Annotated in this window: 16 protein-coding genes and 1 pseudogene; all 17 read left to right on the top strand. The window is 39.2% G+C overall.

All coding sequences use genetic code 11. The annotated features are described in order from the left end of the window. The 17 genes and pseudogenes from FCL48_RS16960 to FCL48_RS16880 all read left to right on the top strand — a co-directional run bounded on the left by FCL48_RS16960 (position 1) and on the right by FCL48_RS16880 (position 18,188). A complete protein-coding gene (locus tag FCL48_RS16960; protein WP_169309261.1) occupies positions 1-747 on the top strand; it encodes an exosortase C-terminal domain/associated protein EpsI in 747 nt (248 codons plus the stop codon). After that, a complete protein-coding gene (locus FCL48_RS16955) occupies positions 731-1,576 on the top strand; it encodes an exosortase/archaeosortase family protein (protein ID WP_136873795.1) in 846 nt (281 codons plus the stop codon). Before FCL48_RS16960 ends, FCL48_RS16955 begins: the two co-directional genes overlap by 17 nt. A gap of 15 nt (positions 1,577-1,591) precedes the next feature. Continuing rightward, positions 1,592-2,638 (top strand): FemAB family XrtA/PEP-CTERM system-associated protein, encoded by a 1,047-nt coding sequence (locus tag FCL48_RS16950; protein ID WP_136873793.1) that lies wholly within the window; start codon positions 1,592-1,594, stop codon positions 2,636-2,638. A 238-nt stretch (positions 2,639-2,876) separates the two neighbouring features. Then, positions 2,877-3,308 carry a VOC family protein gene (locus tag FCL48_RS16945; RefSeq protein ID WP_136873791.1) on the top strand — a complete coding sequence of 144 codons (432 nt, stop codon included), beginning with the start codon at positions 2,877-2,879 and terminating at the stop codon, positions 3,306-3,308. Position 3,309: 1 nt separating this feature from the next. Next, positions 3,310-4,185 (top strand): hypothetical protein, encoded by an 876-nt coding sequence (locus FCL48_RS16940; RefSeq protein WP_136873789.1) that lies wholly within the window; start codon positions 3,310-3,312, stop codon positions 4,183-4,185. A gap of 11 nt (positions 4,186-4,196) precedes the next feature. Next, the gene (locus FCL48_RS16935) at positions 4,197-4,787 is read left to right on the top strand and encodes a hypothetical protein (RefSeq protein WP_136873787.1); all 591 of its coding nucleotides are present in this window, start codon (positions 4,197-4,199) and stop codon (positions 4,785-4,787) included. Positions 4,788-4,840: 53 nt separating this feature from the next. Beyond that, complete coding sequence (locus tag FCL48_RS16930; RefSeq protein ID WP_136873785.1) at positions 4,841-5,410, top strand: hypothetical protein; 570 nt, start codon at positions 4,841-4,843, stop codon at positions 5,408-5,410. A 143-nt stretch (positions 5,411-5,553) separates the two neighbouring features. Then, the gene (locus tag FCL48_RS16925) at positions 5,554-7,983 is read left to right on the top strand and encodes a glycosyltransferase family 2 protein (RefSeq protein WP_136873783.1); all 2,430 of its coding nucleotides are present in this window, start codon (positions 5,554-5,556) and stop codon (positions 7,981-7,983) included. A gap of 3 nt (positions 7,984-7,986) precedes the next feature. Beyond that, positions 7,987-8,922 carry a glycosyltransferase family 2 protein gene (locus tag FCL48_RS16920; RefSeq protein WP_136873781.1) on the top strand — a complete coding sequence of 312 codons (936 nt, stop codon included), beginning with the start codon at positions 7,987-7,989 and terminating at the stop codon, positions 8,920-8,922. Positions 8,923-9,025: 103 nt separating this feature from the next. Further along, the gene (gene asnB / locus FCL48_RS16915; RefSeq protein ID WP_136873780.1) at positions 9,026-10,894 is read left to right on the top strand and encodes an asparagine synthase (glutamine-hydrolyzing); all 1,869 of its coding nucleotides are present in this window, start codon (positions 9,026-9,028) and stop codon (positions 10,892-10,894) included. A gap of 98 nt (positions 10,895-10,992) precedes the next feature. Beyond that, positions 10,993-11,298, top strand: a complete 306-nt coding sequence (locus tag FCL48_RS16910; RefSeq protein WP_136873778.1) for a hypothetical protein — start codon at positions 10,993-10,995, stop codon at positions 11,296-11,298. A gap of 96 nt (positions 11,299-11,394) precedes the next feature. After that, a complete protein-coding gene (locus FCL48_RS16905) occupies positions 11,395-12,105 on the top strand; it encodes a hypothetical protein (protein ID WP_136873776.1) in 711 nt (236 codons plus the stop codon). 219 nt (positions 12,106-12,324) lie between these two features. After that, a complete protein-coding gene (locus FCL48_RS16900; RefSeq protein ID WP_136873774.1) occupies positions 12,325-13,689 on the top strand; it encodes an ISNCY family transposase in 1,365 nt (454 codons plus the stop codon). A 553-nt stretch (positions 13,690-14,242) separates the two neighbouring features. Further along, entirely contained in the window at positions 14,243-14,719 is a 477-nt protein-coding gene (locus FCL48_RS16895; RefSeq protein ID WP_240744871.1) for a serine O-acetyltransferase, read from the top strand. Positions 14,720-14,826: 107 nt separating this feature from the next. Next, positions 14,827-15,721: pseudogene (locus FCL48_RS16890) on the top strand (IS1595 family transposase). A gap of 294 nt (positions 15,722-16,015) precedes the next feature. Continuing rightward, positions 16,016-16,960, top strand: coding sequence for an IS1595 family transposase (locus FCL48_RS16885; RefSeq protein WP_136873770.1), 945 nt, complete (start codon positions 16,016-16,018; stop codon positions 16,958-16,960). Beyond that, positions 16,941-18,188 carry a glycosyltransferase gene (locus tag FCL48_RS16880; protein WP_240744870.1) on the top strand — a complete coding sequence of 416 codons (1,248 nt, stop codon included), beginning with the start codon at positions 16,941-16,943 and terminating at the stop codon, positions 18,186-18,188. Before FCL48_RS16885 ends, FCL48_RS16880 begins: the two co-directional genes overlap by 20 nt. Positions 18,189-18,252 lie beyond the last annotated feature (64 nt).

Genomic DNA, 18,252 nt, shown 5'->3' with positions numbered 1-18,252 from the left:
ATGGGTAGACTTACAATAAATAATAAGGGCATTACCAATGAGTTGGCAGAAGCAAGAGGCGAACATCCTATGAAAAACAAGGTACATTGGGCCAGAGTGTTGACCCTTATTATTCTATTTGGTTGCACCTGGTACATCCTGCAGTTTACTTCTACAGTTTCACCGGTTTCGATTAAAAAATCACTATCCTCGTTTCCTCAGGTTATAGGCAATTACAAACTGAGCAATTCTTTCCAGTCTTCTGCAGGAGTGCTCGAATTGCTTGGGGTGAATGATTATATCCAATATAACTATGTTTCAGATGCAGGAGATAACATCAATCTCTATGTAGGGTATTATCGTGCTGTTGGTGTTGAGGGGAGTTACCATTCACCTAAAAACTGTATTCCCGGCGGTGGTTGGGGGATTGATAGAATCAAGAAAGTTGGACTTAACCAAGGTATAGAGGGCGGTACAAAATCAACAGTTTCGGAAATGCTCATCCGTAGTGGAGATGAATACCAGGTTGTTCTCTATTGGTTTCAGAATCGCGGTCGCGTTATTGCTTCCGAATATTGGGAGAAAATTTATCTTGTTCTTGATGCCCTATTCAAAGGCCGTCGGGATGGATCATTTGTACGTATTATATCCTATGCTCCCAACGCGGAGATTACTGAAACAGAAGCAAGGGTCAGGGTGTTTGCTGAAAAGGTAATGCCACTGCTGGAAAATTACCTACCGGGGAGAGACAATGAGAACAGACGATAGCAGATGGGAGAGTGACATGTTGATACCATTGCTGCTTGTAGGTGTTGCACTCCTGGGACTTTATATCCCTTTTTTGCAATCCCTGTTTGCAGATTGGGATACCAACGAGAACTACTCCCATGGTTATTTTGTTCCGTTCATCTTCGCTTACATGATCTACTCTGTTAAGGATAAGTTGCTGGAAACAAAAATGTATCCTGTGAATATTGGTTTTATCCTTGTTGCCCTCGGCCTTGCTATTCTCATTGTTGGCAAGATTGGTGCTGAATTTTTTCTCCAGCGTTTTTCTCTGATCATTGTTTTGCTCGGGATTGTATTGTTTCTGATGGGTAGGGAGTATCTTAAGATCCTAAGTATACCGATTCTCTATCTTATTTTTATGGTCCCGTTGCCGGCGATAATCTGGAATAAAATAGCCTTTCCGTTGCAATTGTTCGGATCCTTTCTCACTGAACAAATCATCCGTTTTTTAGGAATACCTGTCTTCAGAGAAGGTAATATCCTTCACTTGTCCGAAACAACATTGGAGGTAGTTGCAGCTTGTTCAGGGTTGCGCTCTCTTGTTACCATGTTTGCGCTGAGTAGTTTGCTTGTCTGGATGTCAAGCTTGTCTTCAGCGAGGAAATGGTTTCTTTTTTTTGCTGCAGCACCTGCTGCCATTTGTGCGAATATCATTAGACTGACCGTTACAGCGATCCTGGCCTCGAAGTATGGCTCTGAGGTGGCCGAAGGATTTTTACATGACTTCTCCGGCGTTTTTACTTTTGTTATTGGCTTGTTAATGTTGCTGTTAGTCAATAAAATTATTGAACGAAAATCTGCAGCTTAATACTGCCAAAATGAAATGCAAGTACGATTAGCCACATTAAAAGATAAAAAATCATGGGACAACTATGTAGACAATTGTCCAGATGCGGCCCCTTATTGTTGCTTTTCATGGAAAGAGGCGGTGGAGCAGGCTTATGGCCACAAGAGTTGCTATCTGCTTGCTGAGGAAGATGGGGTGATAAAAGGAATCTTGCCGTTGTTTGATTTTCGAATCCCTTTTTGTGGCAGCTCTTTTGTCTCTTTGCCTTTTTGTGATGTCGGTGATGTTTTTGCTGATAATGATGATATTAAAAAGGCTTTGATGGCTGAAGCCATATCCTTGATAAAACAATCTAAAGGGAAAGAATTGGATGTGCGTAGTTACCAGGGGGATCTGTTTGAGGCTGATACTGATAATTTGCATGTAAGCGTAGAGACTAAAAAGGTTCGCATGCTTCTGAATCTGCCAGGTTCTTCCGATGAACTCTGGAGTGGATTCAAATCAAAATTACGAAGTCAGGTAAGAAAGGCAGAAAAAAATGGACTGACCTTTCGATGGGGAGGACTGGAAAAAATCGATGACTTCTATCAGGTCTTCAGTCGTAACATGCATGCACTCGGTTCCCCGGTGCACAGCAAAAAATGGATTGAGAAAATTCTTGTTAATTATGGGGAAAATGCCCGAATGGGGCTGGTATATAAAGATGACCTCCCCGTTGGGTGTGGTATTATTCTCTTTACAAAAAACATAGTAAGTATTCCTTGGGCCTCAACCCTTAGGGAGTTTAATGGATTGGCTCCGAATATGCTGATATACTGGAATCTTCTAAAGTATGCGACGGATAATGAAAAAAAAGTGTTCGATTTTGGCCGTTCCACTCTTGATGAAGGAACATATTTGTTTAAAAAACAATGGGGTGCTGAACCTAGGCAGCTTTATTGGTATCGTTTAGGTAAATCGCAAACTGAGAATGAGACCTCTTCGAGGATTTCCAGGAAAATGCTGGAGCTCATTTGGCAAAAGTTGCCTTTGGCGATGGCTAATTTTATTGGCTCAAGAGTTAGGAGGTATATTAGTCTGTGATGGTAACATTGAATAATGTCATAAATGATGTAGTTGTATTTATGATGGAGCGAACCTCGGCAAATTGGAAGTAAGCCAGGACTCGGTTCAGCCCCTCATGGGTATAATTGCCATGGTGGTTAGGTTAATTTTTCAATTTAATAATTGTCTCCGGTGCTTCTGTCTATTATGACAGGTTTCTGGAGAGAAGCACTAAAAAGAGCCATAAAGGCGAGTGAATGACACAAATGGAAATGAAATGATGGATCTTGACCATGTCGGTGTTGTTGTACTTTCATTACAAGCTGGAGTCGAGCACTGGCAAAAGGTGTTTGGTTACAAGCAATTTACTGAAGAAGTGATCAATACCCGGCAAAAAGTGAAAGTTGTCTTTCTCAAAAAGGAAAACTCACTCCCTGTTAAACTGATAGAGCCTGTAGGCAGTGATTCCCCAATTTACCGTTTCGCTAAAAAAGGAGGTGGTCTTCACCATCTTTGCTTTAAGTGTGATAAAATGGAAGAAGAGCTTGAAAGGTTAGAAGAACTTGGTTTGCGCGTGCTGGTTTCTCCTGAGCCTGGTGAAGCCTTTGATGATGAAAATATTGCTTTTGTTTTTGCAAAACAGGGGTTGAATATAGAATTGATCGATACGGATAAGCGAGCGCGAATAATTGCTGAAGAGGAAAGTTGATATGATGATCTCAGAAATTAATAGACGTGTATTTAAAAGAGCAAGTGTTGTTATTATTGTTGTATTGGTAGTTGGATTGCTCGGAGGAAACCATCTAAAGGCGAGTGAGGTTGTTGTTATGAAGCTGGATCAAATGTCTGCAGAAAAATGGAATGTTTTGGCAAAGAAAAGAATATTTTTTGGTCACCACTCTGTCGGAGCAAATATCCTTGATGGTGTTGATATGGTCAAGTCTCGGAATCCAGCTATAAAGCTCGATGTTGTTAAACTTGATGGGCCAGAAGATTTTGCTAAAAATGGAGAAGGAATATTAGGACATGCTTATGTTGGTGACAATTTTGCTCCCAAGACGAAGGTAGATGATTTTTCATTCTGGGTAAAAAATGGTGTAGGCAGAGATGCAGATTACGCGTTTATGAAATTTTGTTTTGTCGATATCGGAACCCTAACTGATAAAAAGGAATTGTTCAGTCACTACAAAGAGTCCATGGCAGAATTGAAGGAAAAGTATCCGACAACGACTCTCATTCATGTTACTGTGCCACTCTATTCAGAAAGCGTTGGCTTTGCAAAATGGAAGCAAAAGCTGAAAAGACTGGTGAAAAACGTTCTTGGCAAGAACGATTACTATGAAAACACTGCTAAGTTTACTTTTAACCAGATGTTACGGAATGAATATAATGGTAAGGAGCCTGTTTTTGATTTGGCAGCTATAGAGTCTACATTTATGAACGGAAGCCGTTCAACTTTCTCTGCGGGAGGTCAAGATATTGAAAGTATGGTGCCTGAATATAGTGATGATGGAGGTCATTTGAGTCCAATTGGGAAGCAAGTTGTAGCGGAAAAATTCTTGATGTTTTTGGCAAATCTTGACTAACCATTGTATTCATGTTTTCTAATTTGCGCCAAGATTTACAAAGATATTGTGACAATTTGGGGTATGGTACTAATCCCGATTTCATCAGCAAGATCATAGCTATCTGTAAGTCTCCAGGCTATTGGGCAATTGTAGTCCATCGTTTTGGCTTCTGGATTAATAGTTATTTTGGTAATGGTTATAAAAACCCTTTAAAACTTCTCTTCAAGCTGCTTTATTTTACGACAAAGCAATTTGCTGTCTTTTTGACGAAAATCGAAATTTTAGTGACGGCTGATATTGGCCCAGGTTTATTCTTGTCAAATCAGGGGAATATAATTCTTGGTCTTCGGCGTATGGGAGTGAATTGTACGATTCATCATAATGTAACCACCGGGCAAGGGGTCGAAGGGGAGACCCCTGAATTTGGAGATAATATCTGGATTGGGCATGACTCTGTGGTGTATGGAGCTCTTTCTATTGGTGGAAATACGATTATTGAGAACGGTACTGTTCTTGCCAAAAGTCTCCCCGATAATATGGTGGTTGGGGGCAATCCCTGCCGTATTCGTAATAAAAATATTAAGGCAGGGCCATATCCCATTAACTATCAAAAGAACTGAAGGCAGGAAGTTGCTGAGATGCCATTTTTGTCTATTTGATGTAGAGTATAATTATGTTTGATTATATTAAGGCTGATTTGCAACGACACTTGTGCTGTGATGGTCGTGAGAGTAATTCGATAATCTGGACCCTGTTTATTATTGTTTTTGCTTATGGATTTCATACCAGCTCTGTGTATCGGTACGGTCGCTTTATTGATCAACGATTAAAATATGGAAGACTTTCTTTCCTCTATCCGCTGGCAAATATATTCTACTCGATTGGGAAATTGTTAACCGAAAAGATGTATGGTATTGCCATTAATCGAAATGCCGTGATTGCAGAAGGTTTTTATATCGGCCATTTTGGAGGTATTGAACTCGGCAGTTGTCAGATTGGCAAAAATTGTAATGTTCACCAACAGGTTAAAGTAGGGGATGGTTGTGTTTTAGGTGATTATGTTTGGGTCGGTGCTCATGCAGTCTTAGAGGATGGCCTTAAGGTTGCCGACCATGCCACTATCATGGTGGGGGCCAGAGTCTCATCTCCTGTTGGGAAGCATTGTTTGGCTTCGGGAAATCCCGCACGTATCATTAATAAAAATTATGACAACAGTAGGTTGCTGGGGATAAAAGAAGCTTGATTTGTCAGTGGAAGTTTGCTGTTAAGACCCTTCCAATTTGTTCGGTGTTTTTTTACATAAATGAAAATCGTACATTACTCGCCTATACTCCGGAGGGGTTGTAGCCCGCCTTGAAGAACCATTAACTGGGAAAAGATTCGTTTATGATTTCGGTATTGCAAATTCTGGCGTGGTCATCCTTGGCTGCACTGATATATATCTATATTGGTTATCCTCTGTTATTGCTTTTCCTACAGTTTCTTGTGTCTGATAAGAAGATTGATAAAGATCCCACAGCACGTCCATTTGTCACCTTAATAATTTCCTGTTTTAATGAGGAAGATGTTATTGAGGAAAAATTAAAAAACAGTCTGGCCATAGAATACCCTAAGGATCTTTTAGAGATTGTTGTTGTTTCCGATGCCTCTTCCGACCGGACAGATGAGATTGTGACATCTTTTAATTGCAGTCAAGTGAGACTGATACGACAGGCCGAAAGATTGGGTAAAACATTGGGTTTGAATCTTGGCGTAGCAGCAGCTCAGGGTGAAATTATTGTCTTTTCTGATGCAAATGCCATGTATGAACCAGACTCCATTCTACGTTTGATTGAGAATTTTGCTGATGAACGGGTTGGTTATGTAGTAGGAGAGGCTCGCTATAAAAATTCGGAAGAAACATCTGCTGGGAGAAGTGAAGATGCATACTGGAAATATGAAATTGTTATAAAAACACTGGAAAGTCGGCTTCACTCAGTAGTTGGAGGGGATGGGGCTATTTATGCTATTCGGCGAGAACTATACGAGGATATGCGAAAAACGGATATTAATGATTTTGTAAATCCACTTCAAATCATAGCCAAAGGATTTCGCGGTATTTATGCCCCTCAGGCCATCTGCTGGGAAAAAACTGCTGGAGTTTACAGCAAGGAGTTTGCTCGAAAGGTGCGAATAGTCAACCGATCGTTCAGTGGTCTTCTCAGAGTTAAGGGGGTTCTTAACCCACTGCATACTGGTTTTTTTGCTTTGGAAGTTATCTCCCATAAATTATTACGTTGGTTCACTCCTATTTTTATGATGGTTTTTGTTATAGCCTCTTTGGGTCTCGCTAGCGAAGGTGAATTGTTTTTTCAATATATTACCTTTATAACCCTTTTGTTTGGCTGGTTCGCATATGGAGGATATCTATTTTCTAATAGTAATAAAGAGTTGCCGTTATTTCATTATCCTTACTATTTTATATTGGTTAATATAGCATCTCTGGTTGGGCTCAGTCGGAGTTTACGTGGTAATGTTCAGTCTACCTGGAATCCTCCTCGTCTTGGAACTGATAAGCAGCCGGGCTTAGATCGAGGTCGTGTGATGATACATGGGCTTGCCTGGACATCATTTATCGTAGTATTGCTGTGGGCGGTAGGTCCTATTTATATAACTTATTGGCCAGCAAAACTCGCCTGGCTTTTCTCTCTTTTTGTTCTTCTCTATATCTATATTGGTTATCCTCTTGTGCTTGCAGCTATTGCGAAAAGTTTCTCCCAACCAATAATGCGTGATGAGAATTATACCCCCGATGTGACGATGCTGATATGTGCTTATAATGAGGAAGATGTCATTGAAGAAAAAGTTCAAAACTGTCTTTCTCTCAACTATCCTCCAGAAAGGATAAAATTTATTATTGCCTCGGATGGTTCAGAGGATCTGACTAGCAAAATTGTGCAAAAACACACGAGTAGTCGGGTTATTCTCTATGATTATCAGAATCGTCAGGGAAAGATAGGTGTTATTTTAGCTACAGTGCCGAAAATAGACACCGACATTATCCTTTTCTCAGATGCTAATACTATGTATATGCCTGATGCTGTAAAGAAATTGGTACGCAATTTTGCTGACCCGTCTGTCGGTGGAGTGAGTGCTAATGTTATATTGACCAATGAAAAAACCACCTTTGGTGAGTCAGAATCATTGTATTATCGTTATGAACGTTGGATTCAACATACTGAGTCAAAAATTGGCTCCATCATTGGTGCCGATGGAGGTATGTTTGCCATCCGTCGTGACCTCTTTTTGGCGCCATCCAACAATATTATTCTCGATGATTTCGTGATTTCAATGAATATTGCCCTGCAGGGATATCGCCTAATTTACGAAGGAGAGGCTATAGGGTGTGAGAACAATATTAGTTCCAGTTTAATTGAGTTCTTGAAAAAATCAAGGGTTGTAGCTGGAGCGTTTCAGGCTATAAAGCAGGGAGAGGGAATTCCAGATTTTAAAAAAGGATTGCTCTTTTTTTGTTATTTTTCCCATAAATTTTTGAGATGGAACGCGCCTCTCTTCTTAATCTCTTTGCTGGGTTTAACTGTCTTGCTCTATTTGTTAACAGCTAATTTATTCATTGAAATTGCTCTGATATTACAGGTAATATTTTATGGTTTAGCAACTACTGCAGGAATTATTCCAGGTAGAATAAAAACACCACTTTTGTATGTGCCTTTTTATTTCTGCTTGGTTAATAGTGCAGCACTGTATGGTATGTATAAAGGGATTTTCAATAAGCAGGCAACAAGATGGCGCGTATTCAGCCGCGTTGCCAAGTAGTTGATGCGTACTGTGTTAGACTTCTCGGTGATAATTCCGGCCAAGAATGAGGAAAGGTGTATTTCTGCTTGCCTGCAGTCAATTTTCTCCAACAGCTATCCTAAAGACAGATATGAGGTGATTGTTGTTGATAACGGCTCAGATGACAGGACTGTTTCCTTGGCGGAATCAAATGGTGCTCAGGTTGTCCGGATACCTCAAGTTACCATTGCGGCGCTTCGAAACCATGGTGCCAGGTTCGCGCAAGGGCGAGTCTTGGTTTTTATAGACGCGGATTGTACAGTCGCTGAGGACTGGTTAGAACAAGCCTCCAGATACTTGGAACGAAAAGATATTGCTCTTTTTGGTTCACCACCAGGGATTCCTGAGAATTCTACCTGGGTTCAGCGCACTTGGTTTCTTGTACGCGGCAAGAGAGATGCCGATGTGAGATATGTCACTTGGCTTGAGTCAATGAATATGTTTATACCGCATCATTTGTTTCTTAAGGTGGGTGGGTTTAACGAGGATCTTATCACGTGTGAGGATGTTGATATTTCTTATCGCCTTTTCGAGCACGGTAAAATTATTTCTGACATAAATATAAAGGCTGTTCATCATGGAGAAGCACGGACTTTAAAGGAATTTTTCAAGAAAGAGAGATGGCGTGGAAAGAGTAATTATAATGGCTCAATGGCACATGGCATAAAGCTACGAGAATTGCCAAGCCTTATTTTACCCCTTTATTACTTAATGATGCCACTGTTGGCTGTCACTTTATGGACAATAGGTTGGGGATGGTATCTCTTTCTTTTGAGTGGTTTATTATGGCAACTACCTATCTGCCTATTAGTTATCTTAAAGTTGAGGTCTTCTATTTCAATTGCTGATATCGGGCGGCTATGGCTACTCTATAATGTATATTATTCTTCGAGATCACTAGCAATCTTCAAACGATAATTTTACTGTCAATTTTCTAAATTATTCAACAGAATAATTCGCAATACTACTGGGTTTGTTGCTTCCGTTAATGGGGTAAACGTTCAAGTTAACAGAGGAAAAAATGTGTGGAATAGCTGGAGCAACTAGAACTTTACTTGGGGAAACTCCCGAAGAGGTATTATTCCAGATGAATGTGGCCATGATACACCGTGGTCCTGATATGGGTGATATCAACTATGATGATGAGATAGGTTTATGTCATCGCCGGCTTTCAATTATAGATCTCTCTCAAGATGGAAAACAACCGATGTCTATATTGGATGGGAGGTTTACAATCGTCTTTAATGGTGAAATTTATAATTACCTCGAATTGCGAAAAGGACTACAGGATTTAGGCTATGAATTTCACTCAGACACAGATACAGAGGTACTACTTTATCTATATGCTGAATATGGTTCGACCTCCTTATTAATGATAAGAGGCATGTTTGCTTATGTGATATGGGACAAGAAGGAAAAGAGATTATTTGGGGCAAGAGACCGTATTGGTAAAAAACCATTTTTTTACTACCAAAGGAAAAATGACTTTGCCTTTGCTTCTGAACTAAAATCACTACTTGCCATTAAGTCTATTCCACGAAAAATTGACAACACTGCCTTTCTTGACTACTTGCATTATCTCTTTATTCCTGACCCTAAAACAATTTATCAAAATATATATAAACTAGAACCTGGTCATTTTTTCATCTTTCAGAACAATCATCTGGCCATTCAACAATATTGGGATGTAGATTTTTCTAATCAAATTCAAGGATCCGTTGGAGAAATCAGCGAAGCGTTGCTAGCTGAAATGCGTGAGGCAACAAGCTGTCGTCTAATTTCTGATGTACCTTTAGGAGCATTTTTGAGTGGAGGTATAGATTCTTCTGGTATCGTTGCCTTAATGGCAGAAGCATTAACTGAGCCAGTTACTACTTGTTCTATAGGTTTTTTTGATAAAACTATCGATGAAGCTACTGATGCTCGTCAGTTTGCTGAAGTAATGCAAACTAACCATCATGAGCATTATGTGCGGGATGAACCAGCGCAAATTATTAAAAAGCTTGTGTATCACTTTGGTGAACCATTCGCTGACTCCTCCATGGTGCCAACGTATTATGTCTCGAAACTTGCAAAAAAGAATGTAACTGTTGCCTTGACAGGTGATGGTGGCGATGAAAGTTTCGCTGGATATCAAAAATATTCTGCTGATATGTTTGAAAACCGAGTCCGTTCTATGCTGCCAAATTCTTTGTTAGCTTTGGGTGCAAGAGTCACTAATGGATCTGATGTTGGATTATTAAAAAGGGCAAACTCTCTGTTACGCTCAACGTCCCTGTCACCAGGAAAAGCTTTTTTTCTCACTAATAGTTTTATTACAAATCGTCAATTAGATCTGATTCTATCTGAAAAAATGCTCAATCTTTCTGCCGAATATGATCCCAGCAAGCATATTGTTCGGTTGTATGATAAAGCTAACGGCCCAGATCACTTGTCTAAAATTCTATATACTGATTTGAAAATGTATCTTCCAGGGGATATATTAGTAAAAGTTGATCGTATGAGCATGGCGAATTCTTTAGAAGTTCGTTCTCCTTTATTGGATCACAAGCTCATTGAGTTCGCTGCTAGTATACCTTCAGATTTAAAGCTAAAAGATGGAGAAAAGAAATTTATTTTAAAGAATTCTTTGAAAAAGGTATTACCCAAGGCAATACGAAGCCGTAAAAAACGTGGGTTTGTCGTGCCTTTGGATCACTGGTTTCGACATGAGTTGAAAGAGATGGCAGAGAAGGAAATTTTTCACAACAACTTCTTAAATGAGTTCTTGAATCTGAAGAGTGTTGAGAATATTTGGGGTGAACACCAAAGTGCGAAGGTGGAAAATGGAACTCTTTTGTGGACTATACTTATGTTTTCTCTTTGGTTGAAAAATGAAAGAGATAGATGAAAACATATGTATAAATTATGAAAGTATGAGCATGAACCTGGTGTTATTGCGGTTGAGCTACCAGTGTTCGCAGACATAAATCTCAAGAAAAAATGAGAATGATGAACAATCGATTCTTTTTCCTTTATGCTTTTAGTATAATTATATTTTTTCTGTTTCTTGTATACGCGACTGACTACGATAAACAAAAAGTAAATTTGTCTTTTGGTGCACATAAAGCCACAGACTATAATACACAAAAAACTGATTTCTCTTTTGATACAATTGAAAAATGTTACAGTCGCATTTTGAAGTTGGATGAAGAAGGGAGGAGACAAGCTGTGATTTACGAATCGTTGCTTTTTAAAAAGTTTTATCTACGCGAACATGACGGTTTAGAAAAAATATTGAAAAAAAATTTATAAAGGAATGTCATTTGACTTGTTATTAGACTAGGTTAACCTTTTTTTAGATATTTAATTATCATGTTAGAGATGTCGCTCTTTGGGAAAAAAAGTGTCATGGAGAACTTACTTCTTATTTTTGTTGTGATTGTAGGAGTGTTTGCGCTCTATATTGCTTGCTCGGATATCCCTCGTTATTTCTTGTGTATTTATGAGGATAATATTGTTGAAACTGGTTCAGCATTATTTTGGGTAGTTGCTTGTGTCGCTTGTTTATGTGCTATATTTGCTGAGCCCAATAAAACTATTGGTAATAATGTGTTTAGGTCTTTGATAGCTCTTATGTTTTTTATCTGTGCTGGTGAAGAAATAAGTTGGGGACAACGATACTTCGGATTTGATGGACCAGATTTTATTGTATCAATAAACAAACAAAATGAAACTAATATACATAATATTGGGTCAATTAGTATTTTTTCAAACTCTTTTTTTTTCCTGACAGTACTGTTTTTTATAGTATACCCATATTTATGTAAGAATAAAAATGCTATTGTAAAATTTATTTGTAAACACAATATACCAATCATAAATAATGCAATACTACAGATTTATATATTTTCATTAATAGTTTGGGGGATAATCGGTGTTAGATTCGGCACACTTGGATTTTCACCATTTTCATTGTGGGGGTATTATACACAAATGGATGATGAAATTTTCGAGCTATTAGCAGCATTTTCATTCTTTTCCTTTGCTCTTACTGATTTTCAAAATTGTCTCACTAATAGTTTTGCTAAAGCAACAATGAAAGAAAAGGCAACTAGATGAAGATGGGGCCTGTTTAGCAATTTTTAAATTATTCTAGGTCCGATCCAGGCCAAAGTCATTATTTTTACCCTGCTAGCTAGTTTCCATCCTGAAACCATAAGAGTCAGAAATCACACATGAAAGTCGTCAAAAAACCGTCGATATTTTTGTAAACTGTTGTAAGATGCATATAGCAACCTATTGAAATGGTTCAAATAGATCATAGGGGAAAATGTCAATATGCGCAAAAAACGGAATCCACAAAGGACAATCTTCGAAGTCCTCGGTAAAAATCCTGGGCCAAAAGAACTTGAACAAATGTCCATTATCCTTGAGGCCAATCCTGAGATCTTAAACCTGGCTTTTGCAGATCTCACAAAAGGCCGTAGGACGGACACAGGAAGAGATGGCATGACCGCTGAACAAGTTTTACGTTGCGCTATCTTAAAGCAACTCCGCGAACTGACCTACGATGACCTGGAATATTATCTTGCTGATTCGCTCTCTTTTCGAGCTTTTGTTAAATTTAAAATGGGTCAATACCCCAGCAAATCAGCCCTGCAAAGCAATATCAAGTCCCTCAGCGAAGAAACCTGGGTCGCTATCCATCATTTTATCGTTGCTTACGCCAATGATGAAAATCTTGAGAAGGGTCGGAAGATCCGGCTTGATTCAACTGTCGTTGAATCAGATATCCACTCGCCGAGCGATTCAACTCTACTCTGGGATGGCGTTCGAGTCATCACCCGTTGGCTCTTCGATGGGAAAGAATTTTCGCCGAAACCACTTTATTTTTTCTCGGACCATCGCAGAGTTGTAAAGAAACGTTTGTTTAAAATTCAAAACACCAAAAAGAAAACAACTCGAGACGCCGCCTACAAAGACATGTTGTTGTATGCTTCGAAGGTGTGTGGTTATGCAGAACCAGCCGTCGAAGAGCTTTTTTCTTACGAAGGGAACATTGTTTTAGACATGTTTCGAGCCCGTAATCTTGCCGAGAAACTGGCGAGAGCCGTCAATCTTTTGAAAAAAGTTATCGATCAAACTGAGCGCCGAGTAATCAAAAATGAAAAAGTACCTGCTTCGGAAAAGGTTGTCTCCTTTTTTGAAACGCATACCGATATTATTGTCAAAGGCAACCGGAAGACAGAATATGGCCATAAAATATTTCTTACAGGTGGCCAATCAAATTTGATCATCGATTGCCTTATAGAAAGAGGCAATCCTGCTGACTCAGAACGTTTCCAGGAATTACTTGATCGCCAAAAAAAATACTATGGTCGTCTTCCTCGACAAACCAGTGCTGATGGTGGCTTTGCCTCTAAAAAGAACCTTGGCTACGCCAAAGAGCACCAGGTCAAAGATGCAGTGTTTTCAAAAAAACGTGGTCTGTCGGTTATGGACATGGCCAAAAGCAACTGGGTATATCGCAAGCTCAAAAACTTCCGCGCCGGCATCGAAGCAAATATCTCCACCTTGAAGCGAGCGTATGGCCTTAGCAGGTGCAGTTGGTCTGGTTGGCAAGGTTTCAAACAGTATGTATGGAGCAATATAGTATCGTATAATCTTCTTGTTCTTGCCAGATTGAAGCTGGCAACGGCTTAATTGCCGGTAACATAGGTGATATTTGAATCTCGGAGGGAAACCTATGCTAAAATTAGAGTGATATTCTCAATACGTAGCCTATTGCTGAAGATATAGCACTCAACAAACGATGGAAATTTTAAATTTTTTCAATTTTCCCCTGGGGCTCCTCCAAAAGCAGAGGTTTCAGGATGGAAACTAGCTAAGATGTTGAGTTGTGGTGTGCTGTTAAAATTAAAAACATGCTTCACTAAAACAAATCATATTGCGCAAGGTTCAAGAAGCGGTCCTGAAAAAGTTACTGACTGAGAACTATCTATTGCAAATGTAACAAACATTAGCACTCTCGAACAGGAAAATTATCCTGTCTGTAATTCACAACACTGGTAAGTGAAGGTTTCCATGATTTCAGGTAAATATATAATTGTTTAATGCTTTACTAAAATATTTGGATCATGACAAGAAATCTGATAACTAGTTTAAATAGCACGGCATCGTTTGAATTATGTGAGCCATTTTCTATGGGGGGGATATGTTTGAGAATGTGAAGTCGGACATAAGGCGATTTGATAGTATGAACAAAATCACCTTACGAGTTCTAGCGCGTGGAGTCCTTTCACAGGGGTTTCAGGCTATTATTGTTTACCGTTTTTTTCATTGGCTTTTAATTCAACGATTGCCAGGCCAACCTTTTCGTTTTTTTGTAGAGCGGTTTATTGAGGTCACCACAGGTATTTCCATACCAGCGGCGTGTAAAATTGGTAAGGGATTTAGAATACATCATTTTGGTGGTATTATTCTGCATCCGACTGTAGAAATTGGTGAGAATTGCACTGTTTATCATCATGTTACTATTGGTGATCGTGGCGGTTACGGAAATGCTGCAAAGATAGGTGACAATGTAATGATAGGAGTTGGGGCAAAAATTATTGGAGATGTAGTTATTGGTAATAATTGCAAGATAGGAGCAAATACGGTTGTTGATGAAGATGTATCTGATAACAGTATTGTAATAGGATATAAGTGTGAAATAAAAGAAATGTCCTTATGAGCAATATGCCATATATTATATCTTTTCTTGCCTCTATACAATACTCAGCCGAATGGTTATATTCCACTGCAAGATCAACAATATAATGAAACACAGGAGGTCTTGCTATGAAAATGCCAAATATTTCTCTTCTGGAATGGCAGAAGCGGTTCGGAGCAGAAAGGTCCTGTGCTAATACACTTGCTAAAGTTCTTTGGCCACAAGGATTCCAATGTCCTCAATGTGGTTATCAGAGATACAATTTCATTGCCACCCGGAGGTTTTATCAGTGCTCTCAATGTCGACACCAAGTATCGGTAACAGGTGATCCACTGTTTCATGCGACAAAAACACCACTTGTAAAATGGTTCTGGGCAATTTACTCGACCGCCTCTAATAAAGGCGGCGTTTCTGCCCCTTAGGTTGTCTAAACATATTGGGGTATCTTGGTTGACCGCAAGTACTATTTTGCGAAAGATCCGTACAGCTATGGCTTATCGTGACAGTATCTATAGACTGAATAACCTGATTGAATTCGATGATACCTATGTTGGAGGAAAACGTGCTGGCAAGCGGGGTTGCGGGGCAGAAGGAAAGAGACATGTTCTTATTGCCGTTGAAACTCGTACCAAAGGTGCTGGCTATGTAGCGATGAAAGCTGTTGAAACGGTATCTCATAAAACAGTTCGTAGCTTCCTTACATATCATTTGAAGCCAGGCCAAGACGTTAAAACAGATGCTTTTCACGCTCTGAACGCCGTTGCAGAAAAGTACTTTCATTATAAGAAAGTAACTCCTCCGGAAAAAGCATCGGAGTGGCTTCCTTTGGTTCATATAATTATCGGCAATATGAAGAAGTTTATTAACGGCACTTTTTATGGTGTTTCTTCAGGCTATCTCCAAGAATATTTAGATGAATTTTGTTATCGTTTTAACTGCAGATTCTGGGAGCCCGAACTACCGTTGAGACTACTCAATGCATGTTTGACCTACGATCCTGTAAAGATAGCTGAGTTTCCTTAAGAGGCACACATCTTTTTTATTAAGGGTACTGAAGTAATACAATAAGTGCAACTGATTGAATTCTGAAAAGCGAGTGAGTCTAAACACACTAAATTCGATATTTGAAAACATCTTTTCTGCTGGACCAAGGATTTTAACGATATTCATAATGAAACTCCATGGTCTGTAGTTGATTAAAATATTAAACTATCTGATTACCCCTAAAGTTCAGTAGAGGTGAAAAGAGTATTGAGATAGGACACTATTTGTCCTACCAGGTGTGTCATAATACCTCTAAAAAACAGGAGGAGGGACATGCCTAAAAACAAAATACAATTTCAAAAAGGTTTGAGCTTGCAGAACTTTCTAAAATCATATGGTACTGAAGAGGATTGTAGAAATAGGCTCTTTAACATGAAATGGCCTACTGGGTTTTGCTGCCCTCAATGTGGTTGCAACCACTATTATACCATAACAACAGGCAATCTATATCAATGCACTGCTTGCAAACATCAAAGCTCTCTCATAAGTGGAACTATCTTCGGATCGCCTAAACTTCCCCTTACCACTTGGTTTCTGGCTATCTACTTCATAACTCAATCTAAAGATGGCTTATCGGCTCTCCATTTGAGAAGGCTACTTGGAATTTCTGTAAATGCGGCCTTCAGGTTGAAGCAAAAAATTCAGCATGTCATGAAGAGTTCTGATGATTCTCTACGTCTTGATAACCTTGTTGAGCTTGATGATGTGTACTGGGGTGGTAAAAAAAGTGGAAAACGAGGTCGCGGAGCATCTGGTAAAACACCATTTCTCGCAGCAGTCTCTCATAACGATAATGGCCACCCGATTCACATGGGGATGAGTAAAGTTAAAGCATTTACCTCCAATGAAATTGAGAGTTGGGCTTTAAGGCACCTCGACGATAATTGTGTTGTTATTACAGATGGTTTTAGGCCATTTTCTAAAATTTGCCATGTAGTGGATCTTCATCATTCAATCAACACTGCTGGGATATATGAAGATCCTGACAACAAGTTTTTTCATTGGGTCAATACCATGATTGGCAATGTCAAAAGGTCTATTCACGGTACATATCATTCCGCAAGTTCCAAACACTTGCCTAGATATTTAGCTGAATTCAATTTTCGATTTAATAACAGGTTTCATATGGGTTCCATTATTGAGGTTATGATTAAGCAGGCGAATAAAACCGAACCTCTACCTCAGTATAAATTAAAACGTGCTGAAGAATGGGGGTAATCAGATTAAATTATTTAAAAAAAGTGGCAATGGAAAATCAAATATCCTAGATTTGCGGGGTACCTATAAAGGAGGAGGGGGACCTGATAAAACTATTTTGCAATCGGCTGTCAGGCATGACCCTGACAAGCTTAATGTTCTTGTTGCCTATCTTCGCCAGCCAGGGGACAATGAGTTTCAGATTGAAGAGATGGCTAAATCTTTAGGTGTTAATTATGTAGATTTTTTTGATGGAAGGCTATTGGACTTGTTATGCTTGTGGAACCTACAGAAACTGATCCGTAAAGAGAAAATAAGACTTGTACATTCTCATGATGACAAGACATTGTTGTATGGGGTCCTACTCAAATGTTTTGTTCCTAGATTACAGATAATGTATACATGCCACTCACATTCAGACTACAGAAAAGAATCATTTTCTACTTTTGTTGATTTTTTGAAGTATAGGTTACGAAAAAAAATTCAACTAGGGTTAATGGGTTGTTATGCGAAACCAATTTTAACAATATCTGAAAACACTAAGAAACGGCTCGTTGATGGTGGACTGCAACCAGATAAGGTGGCTGTTTTATATAATGGTATTGATGTTGATTACTGGTGTCGCTCAAAGGCACAACCTGTGTTACGGAAAGAATTAAAACTGGCAGACAATCACTTTTTAATTGGTACTGTAGCGCGAATAACTTACGACAAGGATTTTCCAACCTTCCTTGAGGTGGCTCATCGTGTAGCTCTGAAAATCCCGAACGTCAAGTTTGTCATTGTAGGTGATGGCTATGGGGATGAATTGGAAAAGTTGAAAAAAGAAGCAGAGAAACAAGGGTTAGAGTCTGTAGTGTTTTTTACAGGACATCGTAGCGATTTGCTTAATGTCTATGCTTCCTTTAATCTTTTTTTATTGACATCCCTGACTGAAGGTTTGCCAAATACTATACTTGAAGCTATGGCAATGGAAGTGCCAGTTGTTTCAACAAATGTAGGTGGGGTACCCGAACTTATTGTCCCTAATATAACAGGGGGCCTTTGTTCGGTCGGAGATGTGCAATCCCTAACTGATGTTGTTTCTAATTTACTTCTGCAGCCGGATGAACGTATGAAAATGGCAAAGAGCGGCAGAAAACGAGTCGAGGAATGTTTTAATTTTGTTGAGAGGGTGCGGATACTAGAGGACTATTACCTTAGCTTTCTAGGAAGTGGTGAATTGGATAGTGTTTCGGAAGGATCTTAGTGATAGTATGTCAATGGTGATAATGGATATTACATTAGAAATGTTATATTAAGAGCCAATACGG

It is taken from the genome of Desulforhopalus sp. IMCC35007, assembly GCF_005116575.1.
Taxonomy (GTDB): Bacteria; Desulfobacterota; Desulfobulbia; order Desulfobulbales; family Desulfocapsaceae; genus Desulforhopalus_A.
This window is presented reverse-complemented; position numbering and strand designations above follow the sequence as displayed.

Bases quoted from the DNA above. Each gene is read 5' to 3' on its own strand.
- FCL48_RS16960 (WP_169309261.1), top strand. From the start codon at position 1: ATGGGTAGACTTACAATAAATAATAAGGGCATTACCAATGAGTTGGCA.
- FCL48_RS16955 (WP_136873795.1), top strand. From the start codon at position 731: ATGAGAACAGACGATAGCAGATGGGAGAGTGACATGTTGATACCATTG.
- FCL48_RS16950 (WP_136873793.1), top strand. From the start codon at position 1,592: ATGCAAGTACGATTAGCCACATTAAAAGATAAAAAATCATGGGACAAC.
- FCL48_RS16945 (WP_136873791.1), top strand. From the start codon at position 2,877: ATGATGGATCTTGACCATGTCGGTGTTGTTGTACTTTCATTACAAGCT.
- FCL48_RS16940 (WP_136873789.1), top strand. From the start codon at position 3,310: ATGATGATCTCAGAAATTAATAGACGTGTATTTAAAAGAGCAAGTGTT.
- FCL48_RS16935 (WP_136873787.1), top strand. From the start codon at position 4,197: ATGTTTTCTAATTTGCGCCAAGATTTACAAAGATATTGTGACAATTTG.
- FCL48_RS16930 (WP_136873785.1), top strand. From the start codon at position 4,841: ATGTTTGATTATATTAAGGCTGATTTGCAACGACACTTGTGCTGTGAT.
- FCL48_RS16925 (WP_136873783.1), top strand. From the start codon at position 5,554: ATGATTTCGGTATTGCAAATTCTGGCGTGGTCATCCTTGGCTGCACTG.
- FCL48_RS16920 (WP_136873781.1), top strand. From the start codon at position 7,987: ATGCGTACTGTGTTAGACTTCTCGGTGATAATTCCGGCCAAGAATGAG.
- asnB (WP_136873780.1), top strand. From the start codon at position 9,026: ATGTGTGGAATAGCTGGAGCAACTAGAACTTTACTTGGGGAAACTCCC.
- FCL48_RS16910 (WP_136873778.1), top strand. From the start codon at position 10,993: ATGATGAACAATCGATTCTTTTTCCTTTATGCTTTTAGTATAATTATA.
- FCL48_RS16905 (WP_136873776.1), top strand. From the start codon at position 11,395: ATGGAGAACTTACTTCTTATTTTTGTTGTGATTGTAGGAGTGTTTGCG.
- FCL48_RS16900 (WP_136873774.1), top strand. From the start codon at position 12,325: ATGCGCAAAAAACGGAATCCACAAAGGACAATCTTCGAAGTCCTCGGT.
- FCL48_RS16895 (WP_240744871.1), top strand. From the start codon at position 14,243: ATGAACAAAATCACCTTACGAGTTCTAGCGCGTGGAGTCCTTTCACAG.
- FCL48_RS16885 (WP_136873770.1), top strand. From the start codon at position 16,016: ATGCCTAAAAACAAAATACAATTTCAAAAAGGTTTGAGCTTGCAGAAC.